The 16,510-nt window shown below is 52.2% G+C and carries 16 protein-coding genes; 6 read left to right on the top strand and 10 right to left on the bottom strand.

Going from position 1 to position 16,510, the window contains the following annotated elements:
• Positions 1-86 precede the first annotated feature (86 nt).
• From MXMO3_RS16845 to MXMO3_RS16835, 3 genes are all read left to right on the top strand, one after another.
• Positions 87-1,082 carry a DctP family TRAP transporter solute-binding subunit gene (locus MXMO3_RS16845; protein WP_117396639.1) on the top strand — a complete coding sequence of 332 codons (996 nt, stop codon included), beginning with the start codon at positions 87-89 and terminating at the stop codon, positions 1,080-1,082.
• An 82-nt stretch (positions 1,083-1,164) separates the two neighbouring features.
• Positions 1,165-1,854: a TRAP transporter small permease gene (locus MXMO3_RS16840; RefSeq protein ID WP_027835560.1), complete on the top strand. Its 690-nt coding sequence runs from the start codon at positions 1,165-1,167 to the stop codon at positions 1,852-1,854.
• Positions 1,854-3,473, top strand: a complete 1,620-nt coding sequence (locus MXMO3_RS16835; RefSeq protein WP_117396638.1) for a TRAP transporter large permease — start codon at positions 1,854-1,856, stop codon at positions 3,471-3,473. Before MXMO3_RS16840 ends, MXMO3_RS16835 begins: the two co-directional genes overlap by 1 nt.
• A gap of 46 nt (positions 3,474-3,519) precedes the next feature.
• On the opposite strand, the gene MXMO3_RS16830 is transcribed toward MXMO3_RS16835, so the two are convergent.
• The gene (locus MXMO3_RS16830) at positions 3,520-4,743 is read right to left on the bottom strand and encodes an APC family permease (RefSeq protein ID WP_117396637.1); all 1,224 of its coding nucleotides are present in this window, start codon (positions 4,741-4,743) and stop codon (positions 3,520-3,522) included.
• Positions 4,744-4,805: 62 nt separating this feature from the next.
• Entirely contained in the window at positions 4,806-6,272 is a 1,467-nt protein-coding gene (locus MXMO3_RS16825; protein ID WP_117396636.1) for a protein adenylyltransferase SelO, read from the bottom strand.
• A gap of 88 nt (positions 6,273-6,360) precedes the next feature.
• Between MXMO3_RS16825 and MXMO3_RS16820 the strand changes: the two genes are divergently transcribed.
• Complete coding sequence (locus MXMO3_RS16820) at positions 6,361-7,605, top strand: FAD-dependent oxidoreductase (protein ID WP_117396635.1); 1,245 nt, start codon at positions 6,361-6,363, stop codon at positions 7,603-7,605.
• 55 nt (positions 7,606-7,660) lie between these two features.
• On the opposite strand, the gene MXMO3_RS16815 is transcribed toward MXMO3_RS16820, so the two are convergent.
• The 6 genes from MXMO3_RS16815 to MXMO3_RS16790 all read right to left on the bottom strand — a co-directional run bounded on the left by MXMO3_RS16815 (position 7,661) and on the right by MXMO3_RS16790 (position 14,231).
• Complete coding sequence (locus MXMO3_RS16815; RefSeq protein WP_027835555.1) at positions 7,661-8,488, bottom strand: dipeptide ABC transporter ATP-binding protein; 828 nt, start codon at positions 8,486-8,488, stop codon at positions 7,661-7,663.
• Positions 8,485-9,333 carry an ABC transporter ATP-binding protein gene (locus MXMO3_RS16810; protein WP_084634225.1) on the bottom strand — a complete coding sequence of 283 codons (849 nt, stop codon included), beginning with the start codon at positions 9,331-9,333 and terminating at the stop codon, positions 8,485-8,487. Before MXMO3_RS16810 ends, MXMO3_RS16815 begins: the two co-directional genes overlap by 4 nt.
• 11 nt (positions 9,334-9,344) lie before the next feature.
• Positions 9,345-10,271, bottom strand: a complete 927-nt coding sequence (locus MXMO3_RS16805) for an ABC transporter permease subunit (protein ID WP_027835554.1) — start codon at positions 10,269-10,271, stop codon at positions 9,345-9,347.
• A gap of 10 nt (positions 10,272-10,281) precedes the next feature.
• A complete protein-coding gene (locus MXMO3_RS16800; RefSeq protein ID WP_027835553.1) occupies positions 10,282-11,289 on the bottom strand; it encodes an ABC transporter permease subunit in 1,008 nt (335 codons plus the stop codon).
• 64 nt (positions 11,290-11,353) lie between these two features.
• Positions 11,354-12,949 (bottom strand): ABC transporter substrate-binding protein, encoded by a 1,596-nt coding sequence (locus tag MXMO3_RS16795; RefSeq protein WP_027835552.1) that lies wholly within the window; start codon positions 12,947-12,949, stop codon positions 11,354-11,356.
• Positions 12,950-13,385: 436 nt separating this feature from the next.
• The gene (locus tag MXMO3_RS16790) at positions 13,386-14,231 is read right to left on the bottom strand and encodes a glycosyltransferase family 2 protein (protein WP_117396634.1); all 846 of its coding nucleotides are present in this window, start codon (positions 14,229-14,231) and stop codon (positions 13,386-13,388) included.
• A 228-nt stretch (positions 14,232-14,459) separates the two neighbouring features.
• On the opposite strand from MXMO3_RS16790, the gene MXMO3_RS16785 reads away from it, so the two are divergent.
• Together MXMO3_RS16785 and MXMO3_RS16780 are read left to right on the top strand one after the other, a co-directional pair.
• Entirely contained in the window at positions 14,460-14,882 is a 423-nt protein-coding gene (locus MXMO3_RS16785; RefSeq protein ID WP_027835550.1) for an Hsp20 family protein, read from the top strand.
• A 45-nt stretch (positions 14,883-14,927) separates the two neighbouring features.
• Entirely contained in the window at positions 14,928-15,194 is a 267-nt protein-coding gene (locus MXMO3_RS16780; RefSeq protein ID WP_027835549.1) for a DUF1150 family protein, read from the top strand.
• Positions 15,195-15,291: 97 nt separating this feature from the next.
• Here the strand turns inward: MXMO3_RS16780 and MXMO3_RS16775 are convergent, their stop codons facing one another.
• Together MXMO3_RS16775 and hpf are read right to left on the bottom strand one after the other, a co-directional pair.
• Positions 15,292-15,759 carry a PTS sugar transporter subunit IIA gene (locus MXMO3_RS16775; RefSeq protein WP_027835548.1) on the bottom strand — a complete coding sequence of 156 codons (468 nt, stop codon included), beginning with the start codon at positions 15,757-15,759 and terminating at the stop codon, positions 15,292-15,294.
• Between the two features lie 40 nt (positions 15,760-15,799).
• Complete coding sequence (gene hpf / locus MXMO3_RS16770; protein ID WP_084634192.1) at positions 15,800-16,369, bottom strand: ribosome hibernation-promoting factor, HPF/YfiA family; 570 nt, start codon at positions 16,367-16,369, stop codon at positions 15,800-15,802.
• Between the last annotated feature and the right edge of the window lie 141 nt (positions 16,370-16,510).

Below are 16,510 nucleotides of genomic sequence, written 5' to 3'. Positions count from 1 at the left end.
TTATACTTTCGTGTTTGGCACGCCCCTTGCAATGTTCAGAGGGAGCGGTCGGAGGGCCGTGACTCTAAAATCCTTGGGAGGGATATATGTTTAAAAAACTCGCAGCTGGCGCCATCGTCAGCGCTAGCCTTATGGCCACACCAGCTTTCGCCAATTGCGATCCTGGCGAAATGGTCATCAAATTTAGCCACGTAACCGCGGAAACTGGTCACCCCAAAGGGGAGGCGGCAGCGGCAATTGCCAAACGCGTAAATGAAGAAATGGACGGCACCGCCTGTATGGAAGTGTTCGCCAACTCAACCTTGTTTGACGACAACAAAGTGATGGAAGCTTTGTTGCTCGGTGACGTGCAAATTGCCGCGCCGTCATTGTCAAAGTTTGAAAGCTTCACCAAAAAATATCGCGTTTTTGATTTGCCGTTCCTGTTCCCAGACATGGATGCGGTGAACAATTTCACGCAAGGCCCTGTGGGCAAAGATTTGCTGAACGCAATCAATGACAAAGGCTATGTTGGCTTGGGCTATATCTATAACGGCCTGAAGCACTTCTCTGCCAAACGCCCATTGATCGCACCAACCGATGCGGAAGGCCTAAAGTTCCGCGTGCAAACATCTGACGTGGCTGTGGCCATGATCGAAGCCATGGGCGCTTCAGCGCAGAAACTGGCCTTCTCAGAAGTTTATGGCGCGTTGCAAACTGGCGTTGTGGACGGTCAGGAAAACACTTGGTCCAACATCTACTCAAAGAAATTCTTTGAAGTGCAAGATGGCGTGACCGTGACCAACCACCAATTGCTGACCTATTTGGCCATCACGTCCAAAGAGTGGCTCGATAGCCTTGATCCAGACGTGCGTGAGCAGTTCCTCACCATTTTCAATGAAGAAGTTGTGGCGGCGAATGCCAAAGCAACGGCGTTGAACGAAGAAGCCCGCGAAAGCATCGTGGCTGCAGGTGGCGTTGTACGCGAATTGACACCAGAACAGCGTCAAGTGTGGGTCGAAACAATGCGCCCAGTTTGGGATCAGTTTAAAGACGATATCGGTCAAGATGTGATCGACGCCGCTGTAGCAGCAGGCGAATAATCATCAAGCTGGAAAAGGGCGAAATCGCCCTTTTCCATTTTTCGACCAGATCCTTAGATCGATTTGTTGGGGGGAGTGAGATATGGCCGCGACGGGGCTCTATATCTTTATGGCAGTGCTGATTGCATTGTTGTTTTTGGCGGAACGGCGTTGGCCGGAAGCGGTGACACGGCTGGAAGAAAATGTGCTGGCCACATTGTTGGCTTTGATCACCATCATTTCTTTTGTGCAAGTCATTATGCGCTATGGCTTTAACACCAGCTTCAACGGCGCGTTGGAATTGACCCGCATTCTATTTGCTTGGCTCATTCTTTTTGGCATGTCCTATGGCGTCAAAATGGGCACCCATTTGGGCGTGGACGCCTTTATCCGCATGTTGCCCGCCAAGGCCATGCGCGCGGTTGCCATATTCGGCGCCGGGGCCACTTTCCTCTATGCCGCCATGTTGATTTCAGTGGATTGGGCACAAGTTTTTGGTGCCAGCTCCAAGGGTGGGGCTGTTGTCTATTGGTCCAAAATGTACCAGCTGCAATTGGGGCTGGAAGATTTGAAGTACCCCGCATGGTTTTCCGAGCCCTTGGGGCTCGAAGAGCGCGTAAAGCGCTGGATAGCTTACCTCATTTTGCCCGTTGGTCTCAGCTTGCTCGGCTTCCGCGCCTTGCAAGCCATGGTCCACATCGCACGTGGCGAGCGTGAACTGATCATCGCTGGCCACGAAGCCGAAGATCTGGTGGCAGAAAACAAAAATGTATTGAAAGGGGAGGACGCATAATGGCGGCTGCAATTCTTTTCGCCCTGGTCCTTGGCCTTTTGTTTTTGGGCGTGCCCGTGGCTATTTCGCTCGGGCTGTCATCCATCATCGTGATCGCCTTTTTGTCACACGATTCCATGTCTTCTGTGGCGCTTCAATTGTTCAACGCGTCCCAGCATTATACCTTGCTGGCCATTCCCTTCTTTATTCTCGCGGCCAGCTTTATGTCCACGGGCGGTGTGGCCAAGCGCATTATCCGCTTCGCTATTGCCACCGTGGGCCACTTTCGTGGTGGCCTCGCCATGGCATCGGTTTTGGCCTGTATGATGTTTGCCGCCCTGTCCGGCTCTTCTCCGGCAACCGTGGTGGCCATCGGCACTATTGCCATCGCCGGCATGATGCAGGTGGGCTACTCGAAGGAGTTCGCTGCGGGCATCATCGCCAATGCGGGTACATTGGGCATTCTAATCCCGCCTTCCATCGTGATGGTGGTTTATGCGGCCGCAACCGACGTGTCTGTGGGCCGCATGTTCCTCGCTGGGGTTATTCCCGGTCTGGTGGCTGGCGGCATGTTGATGATCACCATTTACATTGTGGCGCGTATCAAAAACCTCCCCGCCGAACCATGGCGCGGCTTTGGCGAAATCTTGCAAGGCGGCAAGCAAGCTGGTTGGGGCCTGTTTCTGATCGTGATCATTATTGGTGGCATTTATGGCGGCGTGTTTACGCCAACTGAGGCCGCCGCCGTGGCCGCCGTCTATGCGTTCTTGATCGCCATCTTTGTTTATCGCGATATGGGGCCCTTGCGCGACATCCCTTGGGTGCCCGAAGATGCGCCCACCAAAACCCGGATCGGCTTTTCGGCAACGGTTTATGGTCTATCCCTGTTTGGTTTGTGGATGACGTTGAGCTTCTTCGCCTTTGGCGAAAGTGAAGCGATGAGCCTTGGCCTGCGCTTTTGGATCGGTGTTATTGCCGGACTATCCGCGATGATCGCCTATACGATTTGGCGTGATCCCGAATCCAGTTTGGCCCGTGTGCCGGGGCATTTGGTTGCAGGATTGCCCATCTGGGGCCGCAACCTCGGCTTGATCGTGCGTCGGTTCCCTGGCGCCATGTTCCACGAGGACACGCGCAAAGTGATGGTCGATGCATCTAAAACGACCTTGATGTTGATGTTCATCATCGTGAACGCGCTGTTGTTTGCCCATGTGCTCACCTCGGAGCGGATTCCGCAGGCCATCACCGGCCTGATGCTGGATGCAGGCTTTAACTGGTTTACCTTCCTGATCGCCGTCAACATTCTGTTGTTGATTGGTGGCCAGTTTATGGAGCCATCCGGCCTGTTGCTGATCGTAGCCCCGGTGGTGTTCCCCATTGCCATTGAGTTGGGCGTTGATCCCATCCATTTGGGCATCATCATGGTGGTGAATATGGAAATCGGCATGATCACGCCGCCCATTGGTCTCAACCTGTTTGTGACCTCGGGGATAACCGGGATGAGCTTGCTCAAGGTGGTCAAGGCCGCCGCGCCATTTGTGGCGGTGTTGCTGGTGTTCTTGGTGATCGTCACCTACGTGCCACAACTCTCAATCACGCTCCCTTATGCGTTGATGGGGCCGGAGATTGTCTCCCGCTAAATGTTTTGCCCCGCCAGTCCGTCAATGGATTGGCGGGGTATTTTTCCTAAACCAGCTTAAGCGCCTCGCTCAGCAATAGTCCGGCGGAAATCAGGGCGCCGAACAAGCCCAACCACTGCCAATTGCGCAATGAGGCCGGCGCGTCTTTGCGACGGGCAATCCGCCACAGCGAAAAATTCACCAGGCTGAAGACAAACAAAATAATGGCACTGGTGGCCTGCGCCAGATGGACCAGCGGAAAGCTGATGGCCAGAATGATGGTCAATCCGGCCACAAACCAAGTGGAAAACAGCGGTGTTTGGCGTTTGGCATCCAGCAGCCCAAAAATGCCTGGCACAAGCTTTTCCTGTGCCATGCCATAAAGCACCCGTGAGGCCATAATGATTTGCACCAGAATGCCATTGACCATGGCAATGGTGGCGATCACAGCAATCGGCGCACCAGATTGGCCGGTGAGGGCAGTGAAAAGGTCGGCAATCGGCGCCTTGCTGCCTGCCAATTGCGCTTGATCCATGCTGGTTACTGCCACCAGCGCCACCAGCATATAAACAATCACCGTGATTACCAGCGTCAGCAAAATGGCGCGAGGCACATTTTTATGCGCGTCCTTGGTTTCCTCGGCCATGTTCTCAATATCTTCAAACCCTATAAAGGCGAAAAACGCGATCATGGCCGCCGTGCTCACGGCCACCATATTGGCGTTCACGGCAAACGGATTAAGGCTTTGTGCCAAAAAACCAATATCGTTCAAGTTGGGCGCACCCATAAAACCGATCACCACAAGCGTGCCGATTTCCAAAAGGGTGATAATCGCAGCGAAAATCACACTTTCCCGCACGCCAAACCAGGCAATGCCCGCCAGCGTGAGAATCACCACACTGGTAATGAGTGGCGTGGGCAAGTGCAGCAATTGTTGGAAATATCCGGCAAAAGCGAGGGCCACAACCGCGCTTGAAATGATGGCGGTGGCTGTGACGCCGAGGCCAACTACACGCCCCCAAAACGACCCGATGCCAATATTGACAAAAACGGCTTCACCACCCGCTCTCGGATATACAGCCGCGAGTTTGGCATAGCTGAGCCCTGTTGCCGCGGCGATGATCCCTGCCAGTAAAAAGGCGAGGGGCGCTTGCTGCCCTGCAAGGCCGACAATCTCGCCGATCAGCGCAAATATGCCCGCGCCGATGGTGACGCCCACGCCGTAAAAAACCAGCATGGGCAGCGACAATGTACGTTTCAGTTTAATCTGAGCATTTTCCGGTGTGCGCATCAATTTGCCTCCATTGATGCCCGCACATTACCGGAGAAGACCAACCAGCAAATTGATCTAGATTAGGTGCCGCAAAAAGTTCTCAATACCCGCTCTTCGTTCGTGGGCGGCGCAGTGAAGTCATCAAATTCCGGCTGGTCGTCATAGGGGCGTTGATAGACTTGATTGAGCGTGTTGAACAGGCTGAGATCGCCACCTTTGGCCTCTTCAATCATGCGTTCCATCACATGGTTGCGCGGAATGAAGCGCGGATTGCAGGTGCGCATCATGTCTTGACGTGCGGCAAGCGATGCATCTTCATTGTCATGCGCGGCAGCCCATTTGCCCAGCCAATCGCGCCAGCCTTCACCCTCAAACCGATTTGAATTCACCTCAATCTCTGCCGGATCAAGGGTCGCAAGGGCGCGGAAACTATTGGTGAAATCTTGATTATGCTTTTGCAATAAATCAAGAAAGGCCACGGCCAATGCCATATTGTCTTTTGTAAAACGCAGGCCAATTTTGCGGCAAAGTCCCGTTTGAAAGGCTTGATCATAAAGTGGCGCAAACTCATTGATGGCGTCTTGCGCCAACTGCACCGCCGCATCTTCATTGTCATGCAAGATTGGCAAGAAGCATTGGGCCAACACCCCAAGGTTCCACCGGGCGATCCGCGGTTGGTTGTGATAGGCATAACGCCCAAATTCATCAATCGAGCTGAACACAGTTTCCGGGTGATAATGGTCCATAAAAGCGCAGGGCCCATAATCAATTGTCTCGCCAGAAACCGCCATATTGTCCGTGTTCATTACCCCGTGAATAAAGCCGATCAATTGCCATTTGGCGATCAGTTCAGCCTGGCGCGCGATAATCGCTTCCAGCAGTTTGGGATATTTGTGGGCGTCGCCCTCAAGCGCTGGGTAGTGACGTTGGATCACAAAATCTGCCAGTTGTGCCAAAGCCTCATGCTCACCCCGGGCCATAAAATATTGAAACGTACCGACCCGCACAAAGCTGGTGGCGATACGGGTTATGATCGCGCCGGGCAAGCCCGTTTCCCGTTGCACCCGCTCACCGGTCGAGATGGCGGCAAGGGCGCGCGTGGTCGGCACGCCCAAATGATGCATCGCTTCGCTCATCACATATTCGCGCAGGACCGGGCCGATGGCGGCGCGGCCATCACCATTGCGCGAAAACGGCGTCGGGCCGGAGCCTTTAAGCTGCAGATCAAATACCTGCCCCGACGCGTTGGTGACGTCGCCCAAAATATGTGCGCGGCCATCACCCAATTGCGGCACCCAATTGCCAAACTGGTGCCCGGCATAGGCCATGGCCACGGGTTGGCTTTGCGGCACAATCTTGTTGCCTGCCAGTACGTGCAGGCCTTCCTCACCTTGCCAATAGTCAAGGTCGAGCCCCAATTCAGCCGCAAGTTGTTGATTGAAGCTCATCCATGCAGGGGCCGTCACTGGGCTGGGGGCCACAGGGGCGAAAAACCTGTCCGGCAGAGTAGCAAAGCTTTGCCCCAAAGGGGCTGTGGGGATATCCATAAGAACCACGCAACAATGATTTGAAATTTGCGCCATAATCGCGCACTTTTGTGGCAATTATTAGCAGTTCAAGTCAGAAAGGCCAAACGTGGCACAAGAGCAAACCGCGCAAACAGGTCCAAGGGTGGCCATTATCGGTGCAGGTATTGTGGGGGTAACGACCGCCCTGCGCCTGAAGGAGTTGGGTGCTTATCCCGTGTTGCTTGATAGCGCACCAGACGCAGCCACGGCCACCAGCGCCCAAAATGCAGCCCAATTGAGTTATTCAGCAGTAGATGCGGTGGCGTCTCCGGCGCTAATGGCATTGATGCCGAAAGTGATACTGGGCCAATCCCCGAGCAGTAAGGTCAGCCCCCTCTGGGTGAAAGACTATTTTGCCTGGGCGCTAAAGTTTTTGACCCAGGCCAAGGCCAGCCAATATGAAAAAAACAGCTTCGCCAATCTTGAGTTGAGTTTGACGTCAAAGGCGGTGTTTCAAGAATGGTTGGAGACTTATGACTTTGATTTTGATTATCGCGCGTCAGGCAAAGTCTCCTTGTTGGGGCCGGGCGCAAACCTGACCGCCGCCCAATTGTGGGCAGACAAGAAAAAGAAAATGGGCGCGGACATCGAAGTGCTCGATCACGAAGGCGTTGTGCGCAAAGAACCGACATTCATCCAGTTCCAAGGGCGTTGCAATGGCGGGGTCTATAGCGGCACGGATGCGGTGGGGGATGCCCGCAAGTTTGCCCGTGAGGCGCTCAGATCTATTCTTGAAGAAGGCGCTGGTGAGTTCTTGCCCAATCAAAAAGTGCTCGATGTGATTATGGACAAGGACGAAATGCGCTATCTAATCACCGATCAAGGTCGGGTTGAGGCGGATGCATTTGTGATTTGTGCTGGGCTTCAATCGGTCGAACTTTGCGAACGACTGGGCAAAAACCTGCCCTTGGCCCCAATGGCCGGCTATAGCCTGTCGCTGCCGATGGGCAAGGCGGTGCCAGATCTGGCGATTACGGACACAGAAAACAAGGCAGTGGTGACGCGGTTGGGCAACCGGATTCGCTATGCTGGCTATGCCGATTTCGTGCCGCAACAGCGCGGCATATCGGCCAAGCGGCTCAACACGTTTAAAGCGCGCTTGTTCGAGCGGTTTCCGCTGGTCGCTGAGGACAGTGGTGACCTGTCACCCTGGATGGGCTTTCGCCCCCTCACGCCAGATAGCCAGCCCGTGATCGGGCGCTTGACCCAGAAGAACGGATATATCAACACAGGCCACGGCATGTTTGGCTGGGCCTTAAGCGCAGGCAGCGCAGATCGTGTCGCGCGCCAGATCATGGCAGAGGTACGCTAACAAAAAAGGGCGCTGCATTTGCAGCGCCCCTTAAAAGCTTCACTGAAAATGAGATCTACGCGGCGTCGACGCCCAAACGCTTTTTGATCGCATCAATGCTTGCCCGTGGCGTTGCCGCCAAAAGGGTCTTGGTATAGTCGTGCTGCGGATTGTTGAAAATCTCATCCCGCGTATTTTGCTCAACAATTTCACCAAAATACATCACCATTACCCGGTCAGCGATATATTTCACCACAGATAGATCGTGGGAAATAAAGATGTAGGAGAGATTGAACTCGTCCTGCAAATCCGCCAACAGGTTCAAGATTTGCGCTTGAACCGACAAATCGAGCGCCGAGACGGGTTCGTCCAGCACCAAAATGTCTGGCCGCATCATCAGCGCCCGTGCAATCGCGATCCGCTGGCGTTGACCGCCGGAGAACATGTGCGGATAGCGGCCATAATGCACCGCATCCAAGCCCACTTTAAGCAACATCGCCATCGCCAATTCGCGCCGCTCTTCAGCAGGCATCTTGGTGTTGATGATGAGCGGCTCTTCCAAAATCTCACCAACCTTCTGGCGCGGGTTTAGCGAGCCATAAGGGTTTTGGAACACGATTTGAACATGCTGCCGCATCTCACTGGTCGGTGGGTTCTCGCGGATGTCGATTTTTTGCCCATCAATCTCCAACTCACCGGATGTTTGCGCATCAATGAGCGTGAGAATCCGGGCCAATGTCGACTTGCCGCAACCCGATTCACCCACAAGCGCAAGGGTTTCCCCTTTTTTCAGCTCAAAGCTGACGCCCTTGAGGGCATGCACCACATCGCCTTTTTTAAACATGGTGGCCTTGGTGACGTAGTCACGGTAGATATCCGTTGCTTTAATCACTGAGTGGGTCATCGCGCTGCATCCCCTTTTTCGAAGCTGTCGGCAAAATCAGAGACAGTTGGCAAACGATCACCTACAGCACGTTCCGGCAACGCCGAAAGCAAAGCTTGGGTATAGGCATTTTGAGGGTTCTCAAACAGATCAAGCACATTGGCTTCTTCCATTTGTTGGCCCTTATATTGCACCACAACCCGGTGTGCCGTTTCCGCCACCACACCCATATCGTGGGTGATCATGATCAACGCCATGTTGGTTTTTGCCTGAATATCCATCAGCAGATCAAGAATTTGCTTCTGGATGGTCACATCCAACGCGGTCGTTGGCTCGTCAGCGATCAGCAATTTGGGGTTACATGAAATGGCCATCGCAATCATCACCCGTTGGCACTGGCCGCCGGACAATTGGTGCGGAAAGCTTTTCAGTTTTTTCTCAGGGTCCGGAATGCCCACCAAATCGAACAATTCATGTGCGCGGGCAATCCGCTCTTTTTTGTCCAGTTTGGTGTGTGTTTTCAGCATCTCAAAGATCTGATACCCCACCGTAAAGCACGGGTTTAGGCTGGCAATCGGCTCCTGAAAGATCATGGAAATATCTTTGCCGATAATATGGCGCCGATCACGATCACTCAGTGCGCGAATGTCTTTACCTTCAAATTCAAGCTTATCCGCTGTGATGGTCGCCGTGTTGGGCAAAAGCCCCATCACCGCCAGCATCGCAACTGATTTGCCAGAGCCACTCTCGCCAACAATGGCGAGAATGTCGTTTTGATTGACCTTAAAGTTGACCCCGTCAACAGCCTTGAACGGGCCATCGGCGGTATCAAACGTCACTGTCAGATTTTCAATATCAAGTACCATGGTCATAATGATCAGCTCCGCTTGAGTTTCGGGTCAAGCGCGTCGCGCAAACCATCGCCCACCAGATTGATCGCCAAAACAGTGATCAAAATAGCAAGGCCAGGGAAGGTCACAACCCACCACGCACGCAGCACGAATTCACGCGCTTCCGCCAACATGGTGCCCCATTCAGGGGTAGGTGGCTGTGCGCCCATGCCCAAAAAGCCAAGGGCAGCCGCATCCAAAATCGCAGTGGAGAACGACAAAGTGGCTTGAACAATGAGTGGCGCCAGACAGTTGGGCAAGATGGTCTTAAACATCAAACGCATATGTCCTGCACCAGCAACTTTTGCACTGGTCACATATTCCCGGTTGGCTTCAGACATCACAGCCGCACGGGTCAACCGTGCAAAGTGAGGCTGCAACACAACCGCAATCGCGATCATGGCATTCACCAGGCCCGGGCCCAAAATGGCCACCAGCACCAACGCCATCAGCAATGAAGGGAAGGCAAGAATGATGTCCATCACCCGCATGATCAAGGCATCGACCCAGCCGCGGAAATAACCCGCAACCAAACCAATAATGATACCGCCGATCAAAGAAATGGTCACCACGACCACGCCAATGAACAGCGAGAACCGTGCCCCGTGCATCAAGCGGGAAAGCATATCACGCCCTACTGCGTCGGTACCCAGTATGTAGGTCCAGGTGCCACCCTCTTCCCAAACAGGGGGCGTCAAAAACGCATCCCGGTTTTGAACGTTAGGACCGTGGGGTGCGAGCACCGGTGCGATAACCGCCATCAGGATCATAAAGCCCACAATGCACAGGCCGATTACAGCGCCCTTATTGGCACTGAAATAGTGCCAGAACTCGTTAAGCACGGACCAACGCGCTTTACGCGCTTCTTCTTTAACGACATCTTGGTCGATATTTTTTAGAGTAGGATCAGTCATTAGCGTGTCCTCACTGATGCCTAATGCGCGGATTGATCAAACCGTAAAGCACGTCAACTGTCAGGTTAACGACCATCACGATCAAAGCGATCAACACAAGGCCACCCTGCACCGAAGGGTAGTCGCGTCTAAAGATACTGTCGACCATCCATTTGCCAATGCCTGGCCACGAAAAGATGGTTTCGGTCAAAATCGCACCCGCGAGCAATACGCCCACCTGCAAACCAATTGTCGTGATCACGGGGATCAGCGCGTTGCGCAGCGCGTGTACGCCCACAACCTGCAATTGGCCTAAGCCCTTGGCACGCGCCGTACGCACATAATCCTCGCCCAAAACCTCAAGCATTGCCGAGCGAGTTTGCCGCGCGATCACCGCCAAAGGAATGGTACCCAAAACAATGGTGGGCAGGATAAGGTGTCTGACCGCCGATTGGAATGCCCCGGGCTGACCGGAAAGCAAGCTGTCGATCAGCATAAAGCCGGTAACCTGCGGGAAGAAGTACATAAGCGATATACGACCTGAAACCGGTGTCCAGCCGAGGATGCCGGAAAACAGGATGATGAGCAAAAGACCCCACCAGAAAATCGGCATGGAGTACCCGGCAAGCGCCGTGCCCATGGTGAGCTGGTCAAACCAGGAGCCGCGTTTCACTGCTGAAATAATGCCGGCAGGTATACCAATCACGATGGCAAAAATAATGGCGCAAGTTGCCAATTCCAGCGTTGCTGGAAACAGGGTCATAAACTCGTTCAACACGGGGCGCTTGGTGGCAATGGAGGTGCCAAAATCGCCTTGGAACAAACCCACCACATAAGTGAAATATTGTTCCCATATCGGGCGATCAAAGCCAAATTGCGTCAGCAATTGTTGATAACGTTCCGGTTCAACGCCGCGTTCCCCCGCAAGCGCGAGGATCGGGTCGCCGGGCAGCACACGAACAAAGCCAAAGGCGACGATCGTGATGCCGATGAATGTGGGTACAATAAGTACCAATTTGTTGAGCAGAAATTTTAGCATGTGCGTTCAAAAGAAAGCAGGCGCCACAAATGGGCGCCTGCAATCAACCTCTTCCTAATTTGCCTTATTCGGCAAGATCAACACCGTCGAACCAGTGACCGCCCAATGGGTCCATCACATAGCCTTCGACTTTCTTGGACATAGGCATGAACACTGTTGAGTGTGCAATTGTCGCCCAAGGTGCTTCACGCTTAAACACAACCTGTGCTTCTTCATAAAGCTTGGTGCGCTCTTCTTGGTCAGAAATAGTTTTCGCTTTTTGGATCAAAGCTTCAAACTCTTCGTTACACCACTGAGCACGGTTTGAACCGCCAACACCATCACAGCCCAAAAGAACCGCTAGGAAGTTGTCTGGATCACCGTTGTCACCAGTCCAACCGAGCAATACAGCGCCTTCACGATCAATTTCTTTCGAGCGTGCAAGATATTCACCCCACTCGTAAGAAACAATCTGAACGTCCACACCGATTTTCGCAAAGTCAGCCTGAATAACTTCAGCCATACGACGTGCGTTCGGGTTATATGGACGCTGAACAGGCATTGCCCAGATTTCCATCTCGAGGCCAGTTACACCCTCTGCTTCAAGCATAGCTTTAGCAGCTTCGGGATCATATGGATCGTCTTCGATCGCATTGTTGTAAGACCACATGGTAGGTGGAATTGGGTTTTTGGCAGCAGTACCAGCACCTTGGAAAACAGCTTCCAAGATAGCTTGCTTGTTGATCGCCATGTTCAATGCTTTACGCACTTTGGTGTTATCAAACGGAGCAACTTGTGTGTTGTACGCCAAATAACCAACGTTCAAGCCTTCTTGTTCCATCATCATCAAGTTTGGATCAGAGGCCAAAGTCTCAATGTCTGCTGGGTTTGGATAAGGTGCCACGTGACATTCGCCAGCTTTCAGCTTTTGAGCGCGCACGGCAGCATCTGTTGTAATCGCAAACACAAGATCATCGATAGGCTGTTTGCCCTGCCAATAGTCAGGGTGTGCAGCATAACGGATCACAGCATCTTTTTGATAAGCAACAAACTGGAACGGACCAGTACCAACAGGCTCTTGGTTCAACATTTCCTTGCTGTCAGATTCTGCAAGCTGTTCTGCATATTCAGCAGATACGATTGACGCAAAGTCCATCGCAAGGTTCGCGATCATTGGCGCTTCAGGGCGCTTCAGTACGAACTTAACAGTGTAATCGTCGACTTTAACAATGTCGTCGATCAGATCTGGCATGGACATACCGTTAAAGTATTCCCATGAGATGCCTGGTACATATTCGTACCATGGGTGATCAGCCAAACGCTGACGGTTGAATGAGAACAACACGTCATCAGCGTTAAAGTCGCGTGTAGGTGTAAAGAAGCTCGTAGTATGGAACTTCACGCCTTTACGCAGGTTGAAAGTGTACTCAAGGCCATCCTCTGACACTTCCCAGCTTTCAGCCAAACCAGGCTGAACTTGTGAAGTACCGCGCTTAAACTCAACCAAACGGTTGTAAAGCGGCTTAGAAGACGCGTCAAAAGTTGTACCAGCAGTATATGGTGCAACGTCAAAACCTTCTGGTGAACCCTCAGAGCAGTATACTAGTGTTTTTGCGTAAGCGCTACCAGCCATCAACCCCATAAGGGCTGTTGCTGCCAGCAACTTTCCGAATTTTTTCATGATAATGTTCCCTCCAATATCATTGCACGCAGTTAGTGCGTGCAGGGGAGAGAAAAGACGGTTTTGCCTTGAGTTGCAACAGCAAATCAAAAAAATTTTGCCAAAATTGTCCGACGAGCCTTACTTTTTGTAAATTCTTGCCTGAATCTTGACCGGATGTTCAAAAAACGAACCTTGATTCGAGCGGCATGTGAAACAATCGGCGCCTATCGTTGCCGGTTTATCGCTATGATGTTGAATAATAGGGCTATTTTAACACCAGGCGCAGAACGAGCCTCAATTTGATGGCATATATATTCCAATAATCAGTATTTTGATTCGATACTTTGGGCGCCGCTAAAGTTAGGGCGTGATCAAATCGGCCTGAAACTGATAAAACGCAGGTGTGAGCGAAGTGTTAGTGCCGTTTTCCAATAAGCAGGCTCTCATTTAGACTTTATCCCAGCTTGGATTCCAATAAATCTTCGAACAATTTATGCGGTGAGGTGCTGTTCTGCGTCGCAAATTCAAGTTCGGTCTGCAGCGAAGTGTGCAAAAAGTCTTCGAAACCCTGTTTTGCCGCATCAGGTTCGACAAAATCGTAATATCCTGCTTCGAGGCGCGCGAGGAGGGTGCGTTTCATCTTGGCAAATTTGTCGGCGGCGGCTGGCCCATTGCTTATTGAAACCGCTTGCTTGCGATAGGTGTGCAGGGGCAACGGGAGATGCAGGCAATAGGCCGTGTGGCAGAACGCCTTAAAAATCAAATCCATATCCACAAGACAGGGTTGATTGACATCATATTCAATCGGCAAGCGGGCGCGGTCATAAAGGATCATGCTGTCCATGGAGATATTGGTGGCTTTATAGATATCCGCGCTAAGCCGCCGTTGCGTCCCTCGCGTACCAACTTGCCGAAGGGGATTGAGGGCCGCATCTGTGACCTGAAGTCCGGTCGAAATGAGCGGGTTTTCCGCTAGCAAGGGAGCGGTTATCTCAAGTTTTTCGGGCACAAACAGATCGTCCGCATCAAGCACGGCAATAAAGTTAGATCGAGCTGCGTCCACGCCCACATTTCTGGCATTTGACGACCCCGTGCCCACGTTGCCGGTGCTGGTAAACCGAATGCGCGGGTCCTTTAACCCCGCGAGCCCCAAAAGTCGCTCATAATCCTCGCCATCATCAATGCTGATCACCAATTCCCACTGGCTATAGGTTTGGGTCAGAACGCTTTGAACGCTCTCAGCAAGTGTTTCGCGACATTTGAAAGCGGGCATCACAATGGAGATAAGGGGGGCGGACATGAAACTGGGGGCCTTTCAGGCGGATTGTACGGCGTAAATAGTGTGATGATACGCATCAAAGCGTCAATCAGGTTCATCCCAATTGTGTTCAACTCTTGAATTCAATAATGGCTATGCCCATATTTCACCTAAGCGGCCATAAGGCGCCTGTCTGGGTCATTTGGTCATTGTTGCTTTTAAAGAACGCGTGTAGGTGCGCCGATGCGGCCTGCAATTGAAAGGATGATTATGTCCAGAATGTCATTTTTCTCATCGCCCTTCTTGCTTGGTTTTGACGAGATTGAGCAGCGCCTTGATCGATTGGCGAAAGCGGCGGATGGGTATCCCCCCTACAATATAGAGCGGATCTCCAATGATGATGGGGCCGAGCAATTCCACATTTCGGTGGCAGTTGCGGGCTTTACCCAAGACGAATTGGAAATCACGTTAGAAGACAATCAACTCCTCATTCGTGGGCGTCAGCAAGATGACCCCAACCGCGAATTTTTGCATCGCGGCATTGCGGCACGTCAGTTCCAACGTAGTTTTTTACTGGCTGATGGCATGCGTGTGGAAGGGGCAGCTCTGCAAGATGGGCTGCTGAACATTTCACTTGTGCGCCCCAATGTCGAAAAAGTTGCGCGGCGGATCGAAATTAAAACCGCTGAGTAACTTGTTGCGTATATTATACAGTAGTGCGTTTTGAGGAGGTGTCCTATGACACATATCGAAAAAACCGAAGCCTACGCCCCATTGAGCGTAGAAGAATTCTTGGCCCTTGGTGGTGAAGACATCGTTTATCGCCGGCGCCTGACAGGCAAACAGCTAAAAGACTTTTTGCCTGAAGCGAAAAATGCGCCGGAAAATCAGATTTTTGACGCTTTGTTCGGCGCCGATGGCACACCTTTATTGGTCACCGATGATAAAAGATCACTGACCGATTGGCTCGATGAAGCCGGCATGGATATGGCGTTGCGTCACTAAGTGAAACGCGCTGCGTTTCTGCAGGATCTAAAAAACAAAAGCACATTCGCTGTGACCAGTGAATGTGCTTTTTTAATGTGTACGGTCGCGAGGTGAACTACGCGGCGTTGGTTTCTTCCGCTTCACGAGTCAAGAACTCATGAATATCTTCTGCGCTTTGCATTTTGCGCAACCGTTCCATAAGGCCCGGTGTGCGTGTCAGCCGTGCAATCCGCGATAGGGCTTTCAAATGGTCTGCGCCAGACCCTTGGGGCGCCAACAAAACAAATGCCAAATCAACAGGCTTGTCGTCCACTGCTTCAAACTCGATACCATGCTCAAGCCGAATAAGAATGCAGTGTACGCCATCGAGCCCCTTGAGCTTGCCATGAGGAATGGCAATACCATCACCCAAACCCGTGGAACCCAATTGTTCACGCTCTTTTAGCGTCTCAAAGATTTGGTGGGCGTCGAGGCCCACCACTTCACTTGCACGCTCAGCAGCAAGCTGCAAAAGCTGGCGTTTGCACGTGACTTTCGCGCAAGGCACGATCGCCTTGCTCGCCAGAATCTGTGCGATTTCCATTTATGTGCCTTTCATTGTGATCAACGAAGGGGACAAGTGCTCACTTGTTCTCAAGGGCCGGGTCGATCCAGCCAACATTCCCGTCAGCGCGACGGTAAACCACATTAACGCCGCCATGTCCAGCATGTCGGAACACAATTACGTCACTTTGGGCGAGGTCAAGCTCCATAACAGCTTCGCCAACGCTCATTGTGTGAAGATTATCAGTTGTTTCGGCAATGATCGCTGGATTGAAATCTTCTTCGACTTCTTCCTCTTTTTCGGGTGAGGCAAGAATATAAGACTGCGCTTTGAACTTGTCTGTTTGCGCATTACGACGGTGATTCTTCAATTTGCGCTTATAGCGGCGCAACCGTTTTTCGATATGCCCTGCAGCGTCTTCAAAAGCAGAAGTGGCATCGCCAGCGTCAGCGCCAGCTTGCAGAACAACGCCTGTATCAAGGTGTACTACAACATCCGCGTTAAAGCGGCTGCCTTCATGTTCAAGGGTGAGATGACCATCATACCCGCCATCAAAATATTTAGTGATCGCGGACTCCAAATGGTCATGCGCTTTTGTGCGAAGTGCATCGCCAACATCCATATTTTTTCCAGAAACACGTAGGCTCATAAGTATACCCCTTTCTCTATTGCTTATATAAGGGCGTTTTCGCCGAGGTGAATTGACCTCTGTCAATCATTTTAACGCCGCTTCGCGGTCGGATGCAATCACCTGTAATACGGATTATCGCTTCCCAAGGCCTTCCAAATG

Origin of the sequence: Maritalea myrionectae (assembly GCF_003433515.1) — a bacterium.
GTDB lineage: Bacteria > Pseudomonadota > Alphaproteobacteria > Rhizobiales > Devosiaceae > Maritalea > Maritalea myrionectae.
Note: the sequence above shows the minus strand (reverse complement) of the source record. Positions and strands in the feature narration are given on the sequence as shown.